Below are 15,919 nucleotides of genomic sequence, written 5' to 3'. Positions count from 1 at the left end.
CGACAGAGATTCACCATCTGCACCACTATGTCTTACGATCATATAATCGTAATATAATAAATTACCGTATGTGACTATTCGATCGTAATTTCGCAGTTTGGCTCTGTAGGACTTGAGAAGTGAACGGGTTCTAGTGGGCGAGAAGCGCAGCGCTCCAGGCGAGATCGTCGACGTTGACCGTGTTGTAACCCCACATTCACCGTGGTGATTGTCCACAAGTAACGTTTTCGTCTCGCAAACCACTCGGCAACCGGAAGAATCGTGTCGAGCAGGTTGTTTAACGTCGCGACGCGATCGACTACCGGTCAACGATGCCGCTGTCGGCGCTTCCAGTTCATTTACCAGGTGCAAAATGCCGTCATATTTTCATACGCTCTTCTGTAGGAGATTGTTGATGCCGTTTAGCTGTCGCTGTGGAATCGAAGAGAGCAAGGACACCGCGTCAGCGGTGTCCGTTAGGCATGATTCCGCTGGATGTGTTTGGGTCGGAATCAGTCGCAGCGGACCTGTTGCAGCAGGTTCGCTGGCGTAACGGTGTTACTTGCCCTCGCTGCCGTTCTGACCGAACGGTCAAGAACGGCAGCTATGGGCACTTTCAGCGCTATCTCTGTAAGAATTGCGACCGCACGTTCAACGACAAGACCGGCACGATCTTCGCCCATTCGAAGGTCGCACTTAGAAAGTGGCTGTTCTCGATTTACGCGTTTCTCCGGTTTAACACGAGTCTTCGCCAGCTGCAGCTAGAAATCGACGTTCAGTACAAAACGATCCATCAGCGCGTCGAGCGCTTCACGAAGGCGCTCAACGCGCCTTCAGTTAACCTCGTCGGGCCGGTCGAAATCGACGAGGTCTACGTCTCTGCAGGGCTGAAAGGCCGCGAGCGCGACCGACCGTCGCGCTCGCGTGGCCTGTCCACGCGTGGACGAGGATCGTACGAACAGGACAAACCGCCGGTGTTCACGATCGTTGATCGTGGCACCGGCAACCGGTACGTGATTCCCGCGAAATCCGCTGATGAATCGACGATTCGGCTCCTTCTCGCAAACCGCGATGAGGAGCCACTAACCGTCTACACCGACGGATTTCGTGCCTATGATCCACTCAATGAGGACGACGCATTCGACCGCGAATACGTCGTCCACGGCGACGGCGAATACGCTGACGAAGACGTCCACGTCAACACCTGCGAGAGCCACGGATCGCTGCTGCGACCGTGGCTCTCGCCTCACCGAGGCATCTCAAAAGATAAACTCACACAGTATCTCCGAGCCTTCCAACTTCGACGAAAACTACTGCGGAAACCAGGAAGAGAAGCCCTCAAACACGCTATCAAAGCTACGCTGTGAGATCAACAAAGTGCTACACAAGAGCGTTTTCATAAAACAGAACACTGCGTGACGTCGGTGATGCAACGTCTCTCGAGCGGTTGTCGTGGCCAGGCCATCCGACCATTTGGAAGTTCTCCGCGGCAGTCGGTCCCGATGCCACTACCATTGTTTGAGTATCGTCGTGTACCCCGTCGGCTGTACGGAATCCCGAGATCAGATGTTCTCCACCGATAGAACAGTGAGCGTGTCTCGTTTGAGTCACACGAACGCTGTCGGCTGTTCGGTTTCACCTTGTATTCTGATACCTCCGGGAGTATCGATCCGCTCTCGCAATCTTCTCGTCGCATCAACCTCGGGAGCGATCGGTACTGGCGAGGAAGTGTTTGATAGATCCGAACGATTAAATATCCACTCACAGCTATTAGCAGTATGAAAACAGACGACACACCCAGGACGATTCAATCGGTACAGCGGGCGTGTAACATCATCACGCTGCTCGAACGAGACGGGCCAATGGGGGTTACCACACTGGCCTCTCGCCTCGATGTCTCGAAAGGGACGGTGCATACACACCTCGCAACGCTAGTTGAAGGAGGGTACATAACCCGATCCGACGGCGAGTACAAGCTTAGTCTCCGGTATCTTCGCCTTGCTGAACGGGTCAAAGACGGTATCGGCATCTACGACCTCGTTCGCGATCGGCTGGACGATCTCTCGTCGACAACCGGCGAACGAGCGCAGTTTACCGTCTTGGAAGACAATCGAGCAGTTTGTGTGGCGCGTTCGTCAGGGGAGAAGGCCATCCGGTCTTCGCTCCAGGTCGGCGAATACGCACATCTCCACTGCATCGCGGCCGGGAAGGCAATGCTGGCATGTTTTCCCGAGGAACGGGTCGATACCGCCATCGAAACGCACGGTCTTCCGAAAAAGACCGACAACACGATTACGACGCGTGAGGAGCTCGATACTGAACTAGCAGCGATTCGAGAGCGAGGATACGCTATCGACAACGAGGAACGTGTTCGCGGGATCCGATGTTTAGCGGCCCCGATACGTGACGATAGTGGTGGTGTTCGCGGAGCAATCAGTATTTCGGGGCCGGTTCGACGAATGGACGACGAAGCTATCGAGGCTGAACTTCGCGACGAACTGTTGCGTACGATCAACATCATTGAGGTGAACGCGGAACTCTCCTGACTGCTTCAGTCGCTGAGAACCAGTGCCAGCCCCGACTGCTCGGTCTCGGCTTCATTCACGCTCCCCAAACCGTTCTATCCTCTCAAACGGACCGTAGCGAGCGTCTATACCGTAGTTATTTAAGCTTCTCCGAACGACAGTAGTCTCATGCTCGTTGGTAAGGCAATCATTGATCGCTTGATGGAACGTGGCATCGACACCGTGTTCGGTATCCCAGGTAAACAGTCGCTCCCGCTGAACGAAGCCATTGGGCAGCGAGACGGAATCCAGTTCGTCGTCGCACGTCACGAGACTGCAGTTACGCACCAGGCCTGGGGATACGCCGAGACCAGCGGACGGATGGCCGCGACAGTCGTCGTCCCGGGGCCCGGAGATATGAACGCAATGAACGGTCTGAAAAACGCTCTGAATGACTGTACACCGTTGCTCCACTTCGCCATCGAAACTGATCCGGAGTTCCGCGGCGGCGACGCCATCCACGAGACGCCACCCGATACCTACGACAATGTCGTCAAGGAGAATTTCCTCGTCGCGAACCCTGAAGGTGCCACTGCAACCGTCGACCGAGCGATCAGAATCGCTCGCCGCCCACCACAGGGGCCCGTCCGAGTCGGCATCCCGAAGAGCTACCTTACGGCGGACGTCCCGTTAGCAGCTTCCGCCGAGGCCCCATCGGACTGGGAGAAAGAACCGCCGGCAGGGGCCATCGAAGAAGCTACCGACCTCCTCGTGAGCGCGACGAACCCGGTAATCGTCGCTGGTGGAGGCGTGCGGAGCTCCAACGCGACCCCGGAACTCCGTGACGTCGCGGAGCGCCTCACTGCTCCCGTGGTCACGACCTACAAAGGGAAAGGCGTCCTCCCGGAGGACCATAGATTGAGTGCCGGCGTATTGAGCGGGAGTGCGAGCCCGGAACTGCTGGATCTCCTCGAGAAGGCAGATGCGGCCCTGGTGGTCGGGTCCGATCTGGATGCTCACGCCACCCGCGGGTGGACAGTCGACCTGCCGGAACAGTCCGTCCACGTAACGCTGGGTATCGACGACATTGGCACCGGCTATAACCCGACCGTGGGTATCGTCGCCGACGCGAAGGCGACGCTCGCCTCACTCGACGATCGGCTAACAGCGATCGAGATGCCGGCCACAGCCCCTGACGACAGGGCAGTGACGGTCCGCACGGCGACCCGCGACCGAATCGGCCCCCTCCTCGATGACGAGCCACCGATAACGTCTGTCCGGGCGTTGCGGGCGATCCGCGAGGCGCTCCCGCGAGAGGCCGTCGTGGCAGTGGATGCTGGCGGGTTTCGAGTCTGGGGCCTCAACGTCTTCGAAGCCTACGGGCCGCGACAGTATGTCAATCCCGGATCGTGGGCGACGATGGGGTCCGGACTGCCCTCTGCCATCGGTGCGCAGCTGGCCAACCCCGAATCACAAGTTGTTTCGCTGACTGGTGACGGCGGGCTGATGATGTGCGTCCACGAGCTCCACACGGCTGTCGCGGAGGAACTCCCGCTGACGGTCGTCGTACTGAACAACAACGACTACGCCATCATTAGCGAAGAGGCTGGGCGAACGTACGACCTCGAATCCGGAGAGTACGGCTGGCCGGACGCAGCTATCGACTTCGCCACGATCGCCGAGGGAATGGGAATGTCGGCCGAGCAGGCGGACACCCCCGCTGAGATTCGCGAGGCGCTCGATACTGCACTCGCAACGGACGAACCAACGCTTCTCGAGATCCGAACAGACCCGACCGAGCCACAGGCCGGAGAGTTCTTCTCTGGATAAGTACTCCCACCAGACGACGCACAGCTCGGCCTGATTGGACGCTGTGTCTGTCTACGCCTCGTATCTCCGGAAGGCCAATCGATGTTACGGATCTTGGAGGCCACTAGAAGGCGATTGCCGGAGCCCACACCGTGGAATGATCGTGTATTCCCGACCTCGAGCACGCGTCGTGATCTCGAACGCGAATGTCAACGAAGTTGAGAAACGTTTTTACAGTATGATGAGCGAGACTACGTCATGCTAGCACATGACGAACTGCCCGATACCGTAGATGTCGCTATCGTCGGTGGCGGAATAATGGGAACGAGCAGTTGCTTTTTCCTCAGCGAAAAAACGGATCTCACAGTACTGTTGGTCGAGAAGAACTCGATAGCGAACGGGTCGACAGGCGACTCGTCGGCGATCATCCGTCACCACTACGGGCCGACCGAAATCTACTCGAAGATGGCTCTGTGGAGCCACGAATTCTATCGCGAGTTCGAAGCTCGGACCGGTGAACCAGTCGCCTACGAACCAAGCCCGCTGCTCAGGCTCGGAATCGAGGGCGACAGCTCCGGCGAGTACGCCATGGACGGGTACGAGACGCTGTCCTCGCTTGACATCCCGGTTAGCCGACTCGAACGGGAGGCACTCGTCGAGGAGTACCCGATGCTCTCACCGCTCGAGTCGGATTTTGGGGTAAGCGACGAGACCGCGGCGTACTCCGATGCCGCAGACGCTGCTGCAGGGTTCTCTCGGGCGGCGCAGAACCGAGGTGCTATCGTTCGAACGGGCGTTACTGTCGCCGATATCGGAGTTGACGACGGAGAGGTGACCGAGATACAGACAGATCATGGAACCGTCGAGACGGACACGCTGATCGTGACCGCCGGCCCGTGGACTGCCCAGCTCATGGAAACCGTCGACGTTGACATACCGCTCACGCACTCGCGCGAGCAAATCCTGCTTCTCGAACCACCGGAAGAGTTCCTCGATACGTATCCAGAGGGAATGCCCACGACCAGTCCACCCGGCGCTGACTGGTACGTTCGAGAAGACTTCGGCGACGGCATTCTTATCGCGACACATCATTCGGCTAACGATCCGGATCCGAATACCTATCGCAAAAAGCCAGACGAAGAAGTGAAACTCAGGCTTATCGACGAACTTGCCGACTTCTGCCCCGAACTCGAGGACGCCAAACTCCGTGGTCAGTACTGTGGCATCTACTCGAACACGCCGGACTACGATTTTGTGATCGACCAGGTGGGCCCCGACGGCTGTTACGTTGGCTGTGGGTTCTCTGGCCACGGGTTCAAACACGGGCCCGCAGTCGGGAGAATAGTAAGCGATCTCGTTCGGGACGGTCACACTGATCTCGTCGATGCTCAGTACTTTTCGTTGGATCGGTTCAAGGGCGATGGGAAAGGACATGGCAACCCCGAAGAGAGCGCGTGAAAGCGGAACTTGGCTGTGACCACGACAGTTAGAGGGAAGCCTCAACGCTCTCGTCCAGGATGTTCGTCGTCTCTTTAGTCACGAAGGCCGTCGCAGCGATCCATCGCGTCCTCAATATGGTCTCTTTCGAGAGGACGTGTCCACGGCGGGATCGTAGCAGCAGTGATCGTTGAAGTGACTCTCGAGTTCGACGATGTGGCCCCTTGGCTCCACGAGTTACTCGGACGGCACATCACGGAAAGCGTTCTCGGTTCGTCGACAGCGTCGACCCTCGGATCGAACATTCACGCACAGTCCCGTGTCGGGGACGCTGGGCGCCGAAATCACTGTTAGCAAGCGTCTCTCGTCGATACGCTCGCTTTTCGGACGGCTGACAGCAACGGCCGCCGTGGACGACTTCTAATTACCAGTAAGATGCCTACAAGTAAGCTGTGTCGCACACCCTATTCGCGGGTGTGTGATCTCGAGAGTTCGCCGGGTGATAGCTGCCGGAACGGCTGCCACCAGTTCTCTTTCGGATAGCTTTCAGCCACGAGGTCTGCTTCCAGTGCTTCGATCTGCTGCTCGAGCCGATCGACGATCAGCTGCTGCTCGCTGTTTATCCGGTACATCGGTCCGCCGACACTCAGCGCACCGAAAATACCTCCCTCCGGCATCTCGGCAATCATACTGATGGCACAGAACCCCTCTATTAACTCCTGGTCGTTGGTCGCGTACCCCTGCTCTCGTATTTTCGAGAGCTCTTCGTTCAGTCGCTCCCTGCTGGTGATCGTGTGCTCAGTGTTGGCCGGCAGTCCCCATTGATCGACGATGTCGTCGACCCGACTGCGAGGGAGATGTGCCAGCGTCGCCTTTCCGGCGGCGTTGTTGTGCATGTAAAAATAACTGCCACTCTGGAGATTGGTTTCCCTGCCCTCCTTTGCCGCGTGATAGATCGAAATCATGCGGCCGTACTCCTCCATCGTGAAATCTACCTCCTCGTTGATTTCGCTAGCTAACGTGTTAACATGCTGTTTCGCCAGCAGGTGCCGCGGGCTCCGATGCCGAGCCTGTTCACCGAGGTGGAGTAGCTTCAATCCGACCCGATACTCGTCGTCGTCTTTGATGATGTACCCCGCGTTCAACAGGGTCATGAGATGATTATGAATCGTGCTTTTCGCCAAGTCGATGTCGTCTGCGAGCTCGGCTAGCCCGACGCCGTTCCGACTCTGGACCTCCTCGAGTATCCGCAACGACGTCTGAGTTGCCTTCACCTGGTTCCCGTTTGATCCATCCATATCGATGGCGACGAACCCGACAGGAATAAACATTCGGTGATGGTGAACACACATCTCCCCCTCGCCCCCTCTCTATCTGTGCAACGTACCGTCAGCGACGGCCAGCCAGAGTACACGTAGGGCGGAGAGAACCGCTGCAGGGACGGCCAAAGCCGCATCTCCCCAGCGAATTCGACGATTTCGATCCGATGCTCGGTTGGATCCGACAGTACCGATCGATTAGCAGTGTCCGTGCCCGCTCGTAACTGTTACTAGTTATATCATCCCCCTTCTCGTTCGAGCAAGAACAGAATATGGCGCGGACTCGGTTTGTCTTTTAAGTGCCGTTCAGCTCTGCTGAATACGTGTAAATTACACTCGTGTTGTCCAGAGCATATGTGTGATACTACCAGTCACGGACTTCTTGAGTTTCGACAGTACACGGTATTCGGCATGAGTGAACGCCGATCGACGAACGAACGTCTCCATTCTAGCTGGTTCGATGGCCTCCATGTATTCGGGATGGCACGACGGCGTCGGTGTTCGGTTGTTTTCAGACGCACCAGGGATAGCAGCGGCGGATGCTCGACAATTCTCGATAGTCCACCGTCAGAATCAGTAGATACCACTAGACGGTCGTGACGGTTTCGGCTGCTATGGTATGCGGACGAGGCTCCTCGCTTCTTCATTGGCGAGTTTGTTCTATCTTTTGTTGTCTAATAAACAGGTACCAATAATTATAACAGAGCGAGAGAAAAGGGGAAACGGATGAAATCAGAGATCCATTTGCAAGCGTTAGATACGCATACCGAAGGGATGCCAACTCGAATCGTCACGGGCGGACTCAACGAGAGTCAGTTCGTCGACGGAACGGTAGCCGAGCAACGGGACGCTTTCGTCGAGGAACACGACGAACTCCGTGAACTCCTGATGAAAGAACCCCGCGGTCACGGCGACATGTTCGGTGCAGTGCCGACGACGCCGGCCGCTGACGAGGCTGACCTCGGGTTGTTCTTCATGGACTGCGGGGGGTATCTCGACATGTGCGGTCACGCGACGATGGGCGTCGTTACGTCGTTCATCGAGACGAACCAGCTCGCCCCCGAGTCCGTCGTAAAAATCGAAACACCAGCTGGAATCGTGACCGCATACCCCGAGATTACTGACGAGGGTGACGTAAAGAGCGTGGGGGTCCAGAACGTCACGTCGTACGTGATCGATACGGTCACCGTCACCGTAGACGTACAGGGCGAGAGAAGGGAGCTCGACGCGGACATCGTGTACGCAGGTAACGTGTTCGCGCTCGTGGATACCGAACAGCTCGGTCTGCCGGTCGAAACGGGCCACACCCAGCAGTTTATCGAACACGGGCTCGCAGTCCGGTCAGCGATCAACGAGCAGTGTACGATCGTCGACCCGACCACTGGCGAAGAGACGAGTGTCGACCTGACGGAGTTCTACGACGCTAACCACGACGCCCACAGGAACGTCGTCGTCTTTGCGGACGGGTCGATCGATCGTTCTCCCTGTGGAACAGGGACCTGCGCGAAGATGACGTTGTTGTACAGTAGGGGCGAACTCGACGTCGAAGAGCGGTTTCTGCACGACAGTATCATCGGCACACAGTTCGAAGGAGAAATCCGTGACGTCGAGACGCGAAACGGCGTTGAAATAACCACCCCATTAGTGAGAGGGTCGGCGTACATCATTTCGGATCACACGTTCGTCCTCGATCCCGTCGACCCGACGCCGAGTTTCGACCTCGTCGAGAACTGATACACGCCACTGGATACGAGAGCGCGAGTGTCCCGAGTCACTCTCCTGGCGTGACGATCACGGAGGGGCTACACCGAGCAGCCTCATCTGCTGCCAGTTTTCCGACTGCTAGTTCGTGAGAACGTGTTATCTGTCGTGGACCAGTGGGTAAAATTCAGGTGACGAAAACAGACAGAACCACTCAACTGCCGGAGCGCGACTGAATTACGGTATGTCGTGCTACAGTTCTTCTTCGAAGTAGGTTGGGAGTGCGTCTTGGCCCCAGTCTGGCGTCCGGATGTCGAACCGGTCAGACGTGAAGGACTCGACGTCGAAGGGAGCCTCCTCGCCGGTCACGATCGACCGCTTCTATAACACCTGGGTGGGCAGTCGGGCGATCGTCAGAGAAATGGCTTGAACAGTTCGTACGCTACTACAACACGCAACGACCACATCAGTCACTCAACGTACAGACACCAGCAGAGGTGCTAAACTACTTGACTTCGCACCTTATGCTGGTAGAACGCGTAGAACCAGCATTGAACGCTGATGCTCCCTGTTACGTCGTTCCTGTCATGCACTGAGCCAATCGACCAGTTAGAGTGTTTCTCGACAAGGCAGAAACACCACGCCAAGACCTACATTACAGGTCTTGTTGCGGCCAGCAACAAGACCGTCCAAGGCATCTCGAACCACATTCTTCCGGCCAAAAGTGAGCGTGCCCTGAACAAGTTCCTCACCGAGTACAACTGGGACGAAGACCAGCTCAACAGAGAACGTCTCGCGCTTCTCCAACAGACGAACGACACGAAGTGGAGCAGTGACGGTGTCGTCATCATTGACGACACCTTCACGCACAAAACCGGCGAGAAAATCCCGAACGTCGGAAAATTCTACGACCACACGATTCGCGGCTATATCTGGGGCCAGAATCTGGTGTATGCACTCTACGCCGACGAGAAAACCACCTATCCACTCGGATTTCGTCTCTACGAAAAAGACGCACAGCGACGGATTGAGTTGGCTATCGAACTCGTCGATGAACTCATTGAGATAGGTGTCCCGGCGGACACCTATCTCTTCGACATGAGCTACTGTTCCCAGGAGTTCGTCACTCATCTCGAAACCTACGGCAAAGAGTGGGTTTCAGCCGTCAAAAGCGACGCACGCGTCTTGTACGGTGGTGAACGAATCCGAGTCGATGCGCTGGCCGAGCGCATCGACACCGTTCCACGTACGATCGACGGCGAAACCTACCACATCTGGACGCAAAAACGCGAAGTGAGCCGTCTTGGTGAGGTGAAGCTCCTGATTACGAAGAAAGAATCCAGCAACGAGGATGACGAACTGAGCGTGAAGTACATCGTCTCGAACAAAATCGATGCGCCAGCGAGCCATCTCATCGCGTTGTACGCGATGCGATGGCGCGTGGAGACGTTCTTCAGGGACACCAAGCAGGATCTTGGTTTTGGAGACTGCGAGCTTCGGCATGCCGCAGGTGCCAGTCGCCACTGGCACCTGCTGATGCTGGCCTACAGCCTCCTCAAGCTCGGTGCTGCACACAGCGCCCTTGGAACGATCCTCGAACGAGCAACCTCGCTGCGTAACGACATCAAACGATCCTTCCGCGAAAGCGTTGAAAACCTCTTGTCCTGGGCGCTTAACAGCCCAAATCGAAGTACCGACGAGCTAATGCACCAGATCGAAGGCATGTTCGTCTAACGTGCGAAGTCAAGAAACTAGACAGTTCCACGAGGCCAGAATTTTTAAATAACATGGTATCCGAGTGAGAAACGGAAGATGAAAATTCTTGTTACGGTCAGTGAAGTCTCTGTCCCGGTCGACGAGTTCAGCATCGACGGGCTCGATATTGCAGAACAGGACCTTCAGTACGAACTGAACGAGTGGGACGATTACGCGATCGAGGCAGCAGTCCAGATCTCCGAGGCCTACGACGATGTCGAAGTAGTTTGCGTAACTATCGGTCCTGAGCGCGCCGAGGAGACGATTCGGACGGCGCTCGCGAAGGAAGTCGACCGCGCCGTTCGGGTCTGGGACGACCGGCTCGCAGACGAGGGACTACTGGATGCAGGGACGAAAGCGGAAATCTTGGCTGGGGTCGTCGAACGGGAAAACCCGGATCTGGTCCTCTCTGGGGTCCAGGCCGGCGACGATTCACTGGCGGCAACCGGTGTTACGCTCGCTGACGAGATCGAATACGAGTGGGCTGCTGTCGTGAACAGTCTCGAGTTCGACCGCGAAGAGGGCGTCGCCTCGGTCCATCGTGAGCTGGAAGGCGGTATCGAGGAAGTTGCGGCCGTCGAAATCCCCGCAGTGCTCACGATTCAGACCGGGATCAACGAGCCGCGGTATGCAAGTCTCCGTGGAATCCGACAGGCACAGAAAAAGCCACTCGACGTGCTGGGGTTGGACGATCTCGGTGTCGCCGAGTCTGCTCTCGAAAGTTCGATCACGGTCACGTCAATGTACGAGCCCGAGTCAGAAAGTGACGCCGAAATCCTGGAAGGAGACCCCGACGAGACTGCCGAGAATCTGGTAGGTCTGCTTCACAACAAGGGGGTGATCGAGGGATGAGCGACGTTTTAGCTGTCGCAGAGCATCGACAGGGTGAGCTCCGTGACGTGAGCAACGAACTGGTCACGGTCGGTCGAGAACTGGTGAGCGAAACCGGTGGCGACCTTCACGTAGCTGTCATCGGTGCCGGGGCCGACGACCGCGCCGCGGAACTCAGCTGTGAGGGCGTCGACACGGTCTACACCATGGCGCACTCGGACGAGTTCAACCATGGCGTATACTGTCAGGTCGTTCGTCAGCTCCAGACGAACGTCGACCCGCAGTTCGTACTGATGCCACACACAGCCAACGGATTGGATTACGCACCGGCTGTCGCAAACGACCTCTCGTTGCCGCTCGTGACTGACGCTATCGACGTCGACTACGACGGTTCGCTCGAAGTGACGCGGGAGATGTACGGTTCGAAGGTCGAGACAACGCTCGAGGTGGTCGATGAGCGCGCTGCGGTAACGATTCGGCCGACCGAGTGGGAACCGGCGACCGGCGACGGCGATCCGGAGATGGTGACAGTCGATACCGCCCTGGATTCGGACGCGATCGGCGTCGACGTCGCCGGGTTCGAAGAGGCGACCGACGACGACGTCGATATCACGGACGCCGAGTTCATCGTCTCTATCGGCCGTGGTATCGACGAAGAGGAGAACCTCGAACTTATCGAGCGTCTCGTCGACGTTGCGGACGCGACGCTTGCCTCATCGCGCCCGATCGTCGACAACGGATGGCTTCCACAGAGTCGTCAGGTCGGCCAGTCTGGAAAGCAGGTCTCACCGGACATCTACCTCGCGATCGGCATCTCGGGTGCGGTCCAGCACGTCGCTGGCATGAAAAGCTCAGATACGATTATCGCAATGTAGTTGGATAGCGATTTGCCGTCAGACCGATTTCGTAGCAGTCTCATGAATGGTCTCTCAATGGTGAATCAAGTGTGTCGCTGGGGGTTAGCGGATCGCTGGAATCGATAGATTCCACGATCCGCACCGAGAACAGTACGCATCTCCGCCAGCAACTCGTCGTCAAAGAGCTTGAGAACCGACTTCTTCGTCGTCAGATCACTGCAAAACAACAGCAGATCGAACAACTTGAGGCTCGCCTCAAGCGGTACGAAAACCCAAACACACCTCCCAGTAAGCAGGGTGGCGTGGCTGGATCACCTGGCAACGATGACAGCGACGAGGAAGAGAACGAAGACCAAGGGGACGACGCTGGCGGCGACGCTGACGCCGCCAGCGGCTCCTCTCCAGGACGTGACGAAGGTCACGAAGGAACAACTCGACCGCCTCCGGAACCAGAGGAGACTATTCGAGTCGATCAGGGATATTGCCCAGACTGTGAGCAAATCCTCTCTAACCCGGACAGCTACATCTCACGGACGATTATCGACATACCTCTCCCTATTCCAACCACTGTCGTCGAGTACGAACTCGGCAAACACCGCTGTTCCTGTGGAAACGAAGTCGTTGCTGAACATCCAGACTGCCCGGAAACCGGGCGGTTTGGGCCAAATATCATGGCCCAAACCGCCCTCGGTAGGTTCCATCAGCGACTTCCAAACCGTAAACAGGCGGAGCTGTTTGACTGGGAACTCGATACACCCATCTCTCATCGGACGATCTACAACCTGACCAAGCGGGTCGCAGACCGGCTGCGACCCGCGTATGACGATGTCAAAGCCCGTATTCAGGAAAGTGACGTCGTCTACTGCGATGAAACGGGATTTCCTGTTGACGGAGAGCAACACTGGGCGTGGACGTTCGTTACTGACGAAGAAGTGCTGTTCTGGGTTGATGAGAGTCGTGGAAGTCAGGTGTTAGAGGACGTCCTCGGCGAGGACTTCGCCGAGGACTCAACGCTCAGCTGTGACGGTTGGTCAGCGTATCCGAGCTATCACACGAAGCTCCAGCGGTGCTGGGCACATCTGTTGCGGGAGGCGGAGTACGTTGCTGAACGGTACGAGGAAGCAGAGAGGTTGTCTGAGGAGTTACACGCTCTCCATGACGATTTAACGGCGTTCGACGAGGAGGATCCGTCCGCCTCCGCCCGCGAGCAAAAGCGGGCGGAGGCGTCGTTACATCTGGAAGGCCTGATCAGGGAAGACTACGAGGCACAGGAGGTCAAGAAGCTGATCGAGAAGATCAGGAACGGGTTAGGGCACTGGCTGACGTTCGTTACAGAGCCAGACGTCGATTCGACGAATAATCGCGCAGAGCGCGCTCTGCGCGAGCAAGTTGTGCTGCGGAAGATGTTCCGGACCCTCCGCTCAGCCGAAGGGGTCCAGATTCACGAGACGATTACGACCATGTTAGCCACGTGGAAACGACGAGGACTTGATCCGCCTGAACAGCTCCAGTCCATCCTCGGTGGGCAAGAACTCAGATTAGGATGAGAGGCATCACTGGCCGGTGAATCCTGGTCACGCTATCCAACTACATCGCAATTAATACCGACCCGAACGCACCAATTTTCGACATCGCTGACTACGGTATCGTAGACGACCTCTTCGATGTCGTGCCTGCGCTCATCGAAGCAATCGAGTAATCGGATACCTGTTGGTTCCGGGAGGAGACTCCATCACGAATCGGCCACCAGGTCGAGACTGTCTGCTTTGTGCTCGATCTCCTCTGTCCCGTAGCGTTTCACCTGAGACATGATGTCCGTTTGAACGGCTCCGAGGGACGACCGAACGGTGGCACTCGACTTTCTATGGGCGCCTGCTATCGAGAGCGTCGACAGCGACAGTAATCACGGCGACATGCACGCCACCGTCGAATCAGGTAAAGCGCCAGTAGTTGCTGCAACCGGCATAGGAAGATCACAATACTCATCATCACTCCATGTGATGTGTTTTCACACCATGTGTTCGGGAAGAGCAGCACGTCTTGAACGAATCGGCACACACGGGCGATACCTCATCGTCCCGATGGATCACGGCGTTACAATGGGTGCAGTCGAAGGCCTCAAAGACATCGAGTCGACTATCGACGCTATCACTCGAGGTGGCGCCGACAGCGTTCTGACTCAGCGCGGCATTGCGCCACGCGTTCACGATAACAAGAACTACGTCGGGTAGGTGCTGAGTCGGTACGACTGAGCGTTCTTGAAGCGACGTGACCTCTGTACTCCGAATAAAGCTTCATCCTTGCCACCCAGGACCGAAGAGACGTCCTCATCGTCAGTGGAGAGATTACGGGAACGAGCATAGCGTACATACTCACCGCTACGACGGACCCCGCAGATCATCCAATTTTAGTGACTATAGGGGAAAACATCATATGGGTTGCTATCTCAAATGCAGTATGGACGTCATAGTCATTGGTGGCGGTATTGTTGGACTGGCGAGTGCCTATTACCTTAGACGCCGCGGCGCCAACGTGACGGTCTTCGAAAAAAAGAACATCGGCAACGGGAGCACGGATCGTTCAGCGGGCGGAATCCGCGCCCAGTTCTCGACGCCGGTCAACGTCGAACTGTCCAGAGAGAGTATCGACGTCTGGACCAGGTTCGAGGAGGAGTTCGACGTGGACATCGAGTACCGCCGGAGTGGCTACCTCTTTCTCGCACGATCGGCGAAGACAGCACAGTTGTTCGAAGAGAACGTCGAAATGCAAAATGAACTGGGCGTTTCCAGCAGATTGATCGACTCAGCGAACCTTACAGACTACCACGCCGAGCTAAACGCCGACGAGTTCGTTGCAGGGACATACCACGAAAACGACGGGTTCGCCGACCCACACCTCGCACTACAGGGATTCGCCCAAAAGGCCCAGGAGATCGGTGTGGACGTTCGGACGAGTACCCCCGTGACAGATATCTACAAGCGAGATGGTGCCGTCGTCGGTGTAGAGGCTGACAACGAGCGTGTATCCGCGGACTTCGTCGTCAACGCTGCCGGTGCCTGGGCGGGGAAAATCGCCAAACTCGCCGACGCAGACCTTCCCGTCGTTCCCAAACGGCGGCAGATACTCGTCGCCGATCCAGAGTCCCGACTACCGGAGACCGACCCACTGACGATCGACCTGGATACCGGAGTCTACTTTAGACCCGAGCGAGAGGGAGCAGCGATCGTCGGTGGTCAGTTCGACGACGTCGAGGATCCCGACCAGAATCCAAATGCCTATTCGACGTCGACAGACCTCGACTGGACTGCGACCGTACTGGAACGCGCCAGCGACGTCACATCCGCATTTGGTCCCGACACGAAGGTTAAACGCGGCTGGGCCGGTCTGTACGCAGTCACGCCCGACCATCATCCGATCATCGAGGAAACACTCCCCGGATTCATTAACGCGATCGGATTCTCGGGGCACGGATTCCAGCACGCACCTGCGACCGGACAGCTGGTGACCGAACTGGCCTTCGACGGGGCGACCTCTCTCGCCGATATCTCGTCGCTCTCGAGTGAGCGCTTCGAGACCGGCAGGACCATCGAGGAACACAACGTCGCATGATACGGTCGACGACGGCTGTCGCTGTCGGTTGACGCTGTGATCCAGAACGGGAGCGCTGTTCAGATCATCGATTAACTCCACGATAGGCTGCGTTTGCGGCGTGATACGCCTAACGAGT

General features: G+C 57.0%; 11 protein-coding genes and 3 pseudogenes. 13 read left to right on the top strand and 1 reads right to left on the bottom strand.

The features are described from left to right. The first annotated feature begins 461 nt into the window (after nucleotides 1–461). The 4 genes from MU558_RS20425 to MU558_RS20410 all read left to right on the top strand — a co-directional run bounded on the left by MU558_RS20425 (nucleotide 462) and on the right by MU558_RS20410 (nucleotide 5,750). Nucleotides 462–1,346: an IS1595 family transposase gene (locus MU558_RS20425; RefSeq protein WP_246976532.1), complete on the top strand. Its 885-nt coding sequence runs from the start codon at nucleotides 462–464 to the stop codon at nucleotides 1,344–1,346. Between the two features lie 411 nt (nucleotides 1,347–1,757). Then, nucleotides 1,758–2,525, top strand: a complete 768-nt coding sequence (locus tag MU558_RS20420) for an IclR family transcriptional regulator (RefSeq protein WP_246976529.1) — start codon at nucleotides 1,758–1,760, stop codon at nucleotides 2,523–2,525. Nucleotides 2,526–2,672: 147 nt separating this feature from the next. Then, nucleotides 2,673–4,313: a thiamine pyrophosphate-binding protein gene (locus tag MU558_RS20415; RefSeq protein WP_246976526.1), complete on the top strand. Its 1,641-nt coding sequence runs from the start codon at nucleotides 2,673–2,675 to the stop codon at nucleotides 4,311–4,313. Nucleotides 4,314–4,550: 237 nt separating this feature from the next. Further along, on the top strand, nucleotides 4,551–5,750 hold the full coding sequence (locus tag MU558_RS20410; protein WP_265781614.1) for an NAD(P)/FAD-dependent oxidoreductase: 1,200 nt from the start codon (nucleotides 4,551–4,553) through the stop codon (nucleotides 5,748–5,750). A gap of 443 nt (nucleotides 5,751–6,193) precedes the next feature. Here the strand turns inward: MU558_RS20410 and MU558_RS20405 are convergent, their stop codons facing one another. Next, a complete protein-coding gene (locus MU558_RS20405) occupies nucleotides 6,194–7,027 on the bottom strand; it encodes an IclR family transcriptional regulator (RefSeq protein WP_246976520.1) in 834 nt (277 codons plus the stop codon). A 747-nt stretch (nucleotides 7,028–7,774) separates the two neighbouring features. On the opposite strand from MU558_RS20405, the gene MU558_RS20400 reads away from it, so the two are divergent. From MU558_RS20400 to MU558_RS20360, 9 genes and pseudogenes are all read left to right on the top strand, one after another. Beyond that, nucleotides 7,775–8,782: a proline racemase family protein gene (locus MU558_RS20400; protein ID WP_265781613.1), complete on the top strand. Its 1,008-nt coding sequence runs from the start codon at nucleotides 7,775–7,777 to the stop codon at nucleotides 8,780–8,782. Nucleotides 8,783–9,119: 337 nt separating this feature from the next. Further along, nucleotides 9,120–9,255 (top strand): annotated as a pseudogene (locus MU558_RS20395) (integrase core domain-containing protein); the annotation flags it as partial. Between the two features lie 55 nt (nucleotides 9,256–9,310). Further along, the gene (locus MU558_RS20390; protein WP_246976514.1) at nucleotides 9,311–10,483 is read left to right on the top strand and encodes an IS701 family transposase; all 1,173 of its coding nucleotides are present in this window, start codon (nucleotides 9,311–9,313) and stop codon (nucleotides 10,481–10,483) included. Between the two features lie 78 nt (nucleotides 10,484–10,561). Next, a complete protein-coding gene (locus MU558_RS20385) occupies nucleotides 10,562–11,356 on the top strand; it encodes an electron transfer flavoprotein subunit beta/FixA family protein (RefSeq protein ID WP_246976511.1) in 795 nt (264 codons plus the stop codon). After that, the gene (locus MU558_RS20380; protein ID WP_246976509.1) at nucleotides 11,353–12,210 is read left to right on the top strand and encodes an electron transfer flavoprotein subunit alpha/FixB family protein; all 858 of its coding nucleotides are present in this window, start codon (nucleotides 11,353–11,355) and stop codon (nucleotides 12,208–12,210) included. Before MU558_RS20385 ends, MU558_RS20380 begins: the two co-directional genes overlap by 4 nt. A gap of 71 nt (nucleotides 12,211–12,281) precedes the next feature. Beyond that, nucleotides 12,282–13,739, top strand: a complete 1,458-nt coding sequence (gene tnpC, locus MU558_RS20375; RefSeq protein ID WP_246971934.1) for an IS66 family transposase — start codon at nucleotides 12,282–12,284, stop codon at nucleotides 13,737–13,739. 44 nt (nucleotides 13,740–13,783) lie between these two features. Further along, nucleotides 13,784–13,891: pseudogene (locus MU558_RS20370) on the top strand (electron transfer flavoprotein subunit alpha/FixB family protein); the annotation flags it as partial. Between the two features lie 316 nt (nucleotides 13,892–14,207). Then, nucleotides 14,208–14,420 (top strand): annotated as a pseudogene (locus tag MU558_RS20365) (2-amino-3,7-dideoxy-D-threo-hept-6-ulosonate synthase); the annotation flags it as partial. Nucleotides 14,421–14,649: 229 nt separating this feature from the next. Continuing rightward, nucleotides 14,650–15,801, top strand: coding sequence for an NAD(P)/FAD-dependent oxidoreductase (locus MU558_RS20360; protein WP_246976654.1), 1,152 nt, complete (start codon nucleotides 14,650–14,652; stop codon nucleotides 15,799–15,801). The last annotated feature ends 118 nt before the right edge of the window (nucleotides 15,802–15,919 follow it).

The organism is Natribaculum luteum, assembly GCF_023008545.1.
GTDB classification, from domain to species: Archaea; Halobacteriota; Halobacteria; order Halobacteriales; family Natrialbaceae; genus Natribaculum; species Natribaculum luteum.
Note: the sequence above shows the minus strand (reverse complement) of the source record. Positions and strands in the feature narration are given on the sequence as shown.

What these genes read in the sequence shown, in the direction of transcription:
- MU558_RS20405 (WP_246976520.1), bottom strand. Translation starts at nt 7,027, where the DNA reads ATGGATGGATCAAACGGGAACCAGGTGAAGGCAACTCAGACGTCGTTG.
- MU558_RS20425 (WP_246976532.1), top strand. Translation starts at nt 462, where the DNA reads ATGATTCCGCTGGATGTGTTTGGGTCGGAATCAGTCGCAGCGGACCTG.
- MU558_RS20420 (WP_246976529.1), top strand. Translation starts at nt 1,758, where the DNA reads ATGAAAACAGACGACACACCCAGGACGATTCAATCGGTACAGCGGGCG.
- MU558_RS20390 (WP_246976514.1), top strand. Translation starts at nt 9,311, where the DNA reads ATGCTCCCTGTTACGTCGTTCCTGTCATGCACTGAGCCAATCGACCAG.
- MU558_RS20385 (WP_246976511.1), top strand. Translation starts at nt 10,562, where the DNA reads ATGAAAATTCTTGTTACGGTCAGTGAAGTCTCTGTCCCGGTCGACGAG.
- MU558_RS20410 (WP_265781614.1), top strand. Translation starts at nt 4,551, where the DNA reads ATGCTAGCACATGACGAACTGCCCGATACCGTAGATGTCGCTATCGTC.
- MU558_RS20400 (WP_265781613.1), top strand. Translation starts at nt 7,775, where the DNA reads ATGAAATCAGAGATCCATTTGCAAGCGTTAGATACGCATACCGAAGGG.
- MU558_RS20380 (WP_246976509.1), top strand. Translation starts at nt 11,353, where the DNA reads ATGAGCGACGTTTTAGCTGTCGCAGAGCATCGACAGGGTGAGCTCCGT.
- MU558_RS20415 (WP_246976526.1), top strand. Translation starts at nt 2,673, where the DNA reads ATGCTCGTTGGTAAGGCAATCATTGATCGCTTGATGGAACGTGGCATC.
- MU558_RS20360 (WP_246976654.1), top strand. Translation starts at nt 14,650, where the DNA reads ATGGACGTCATAGTCATTGGTGGCGGTATTGTTGGACTGGCGAGTGCC.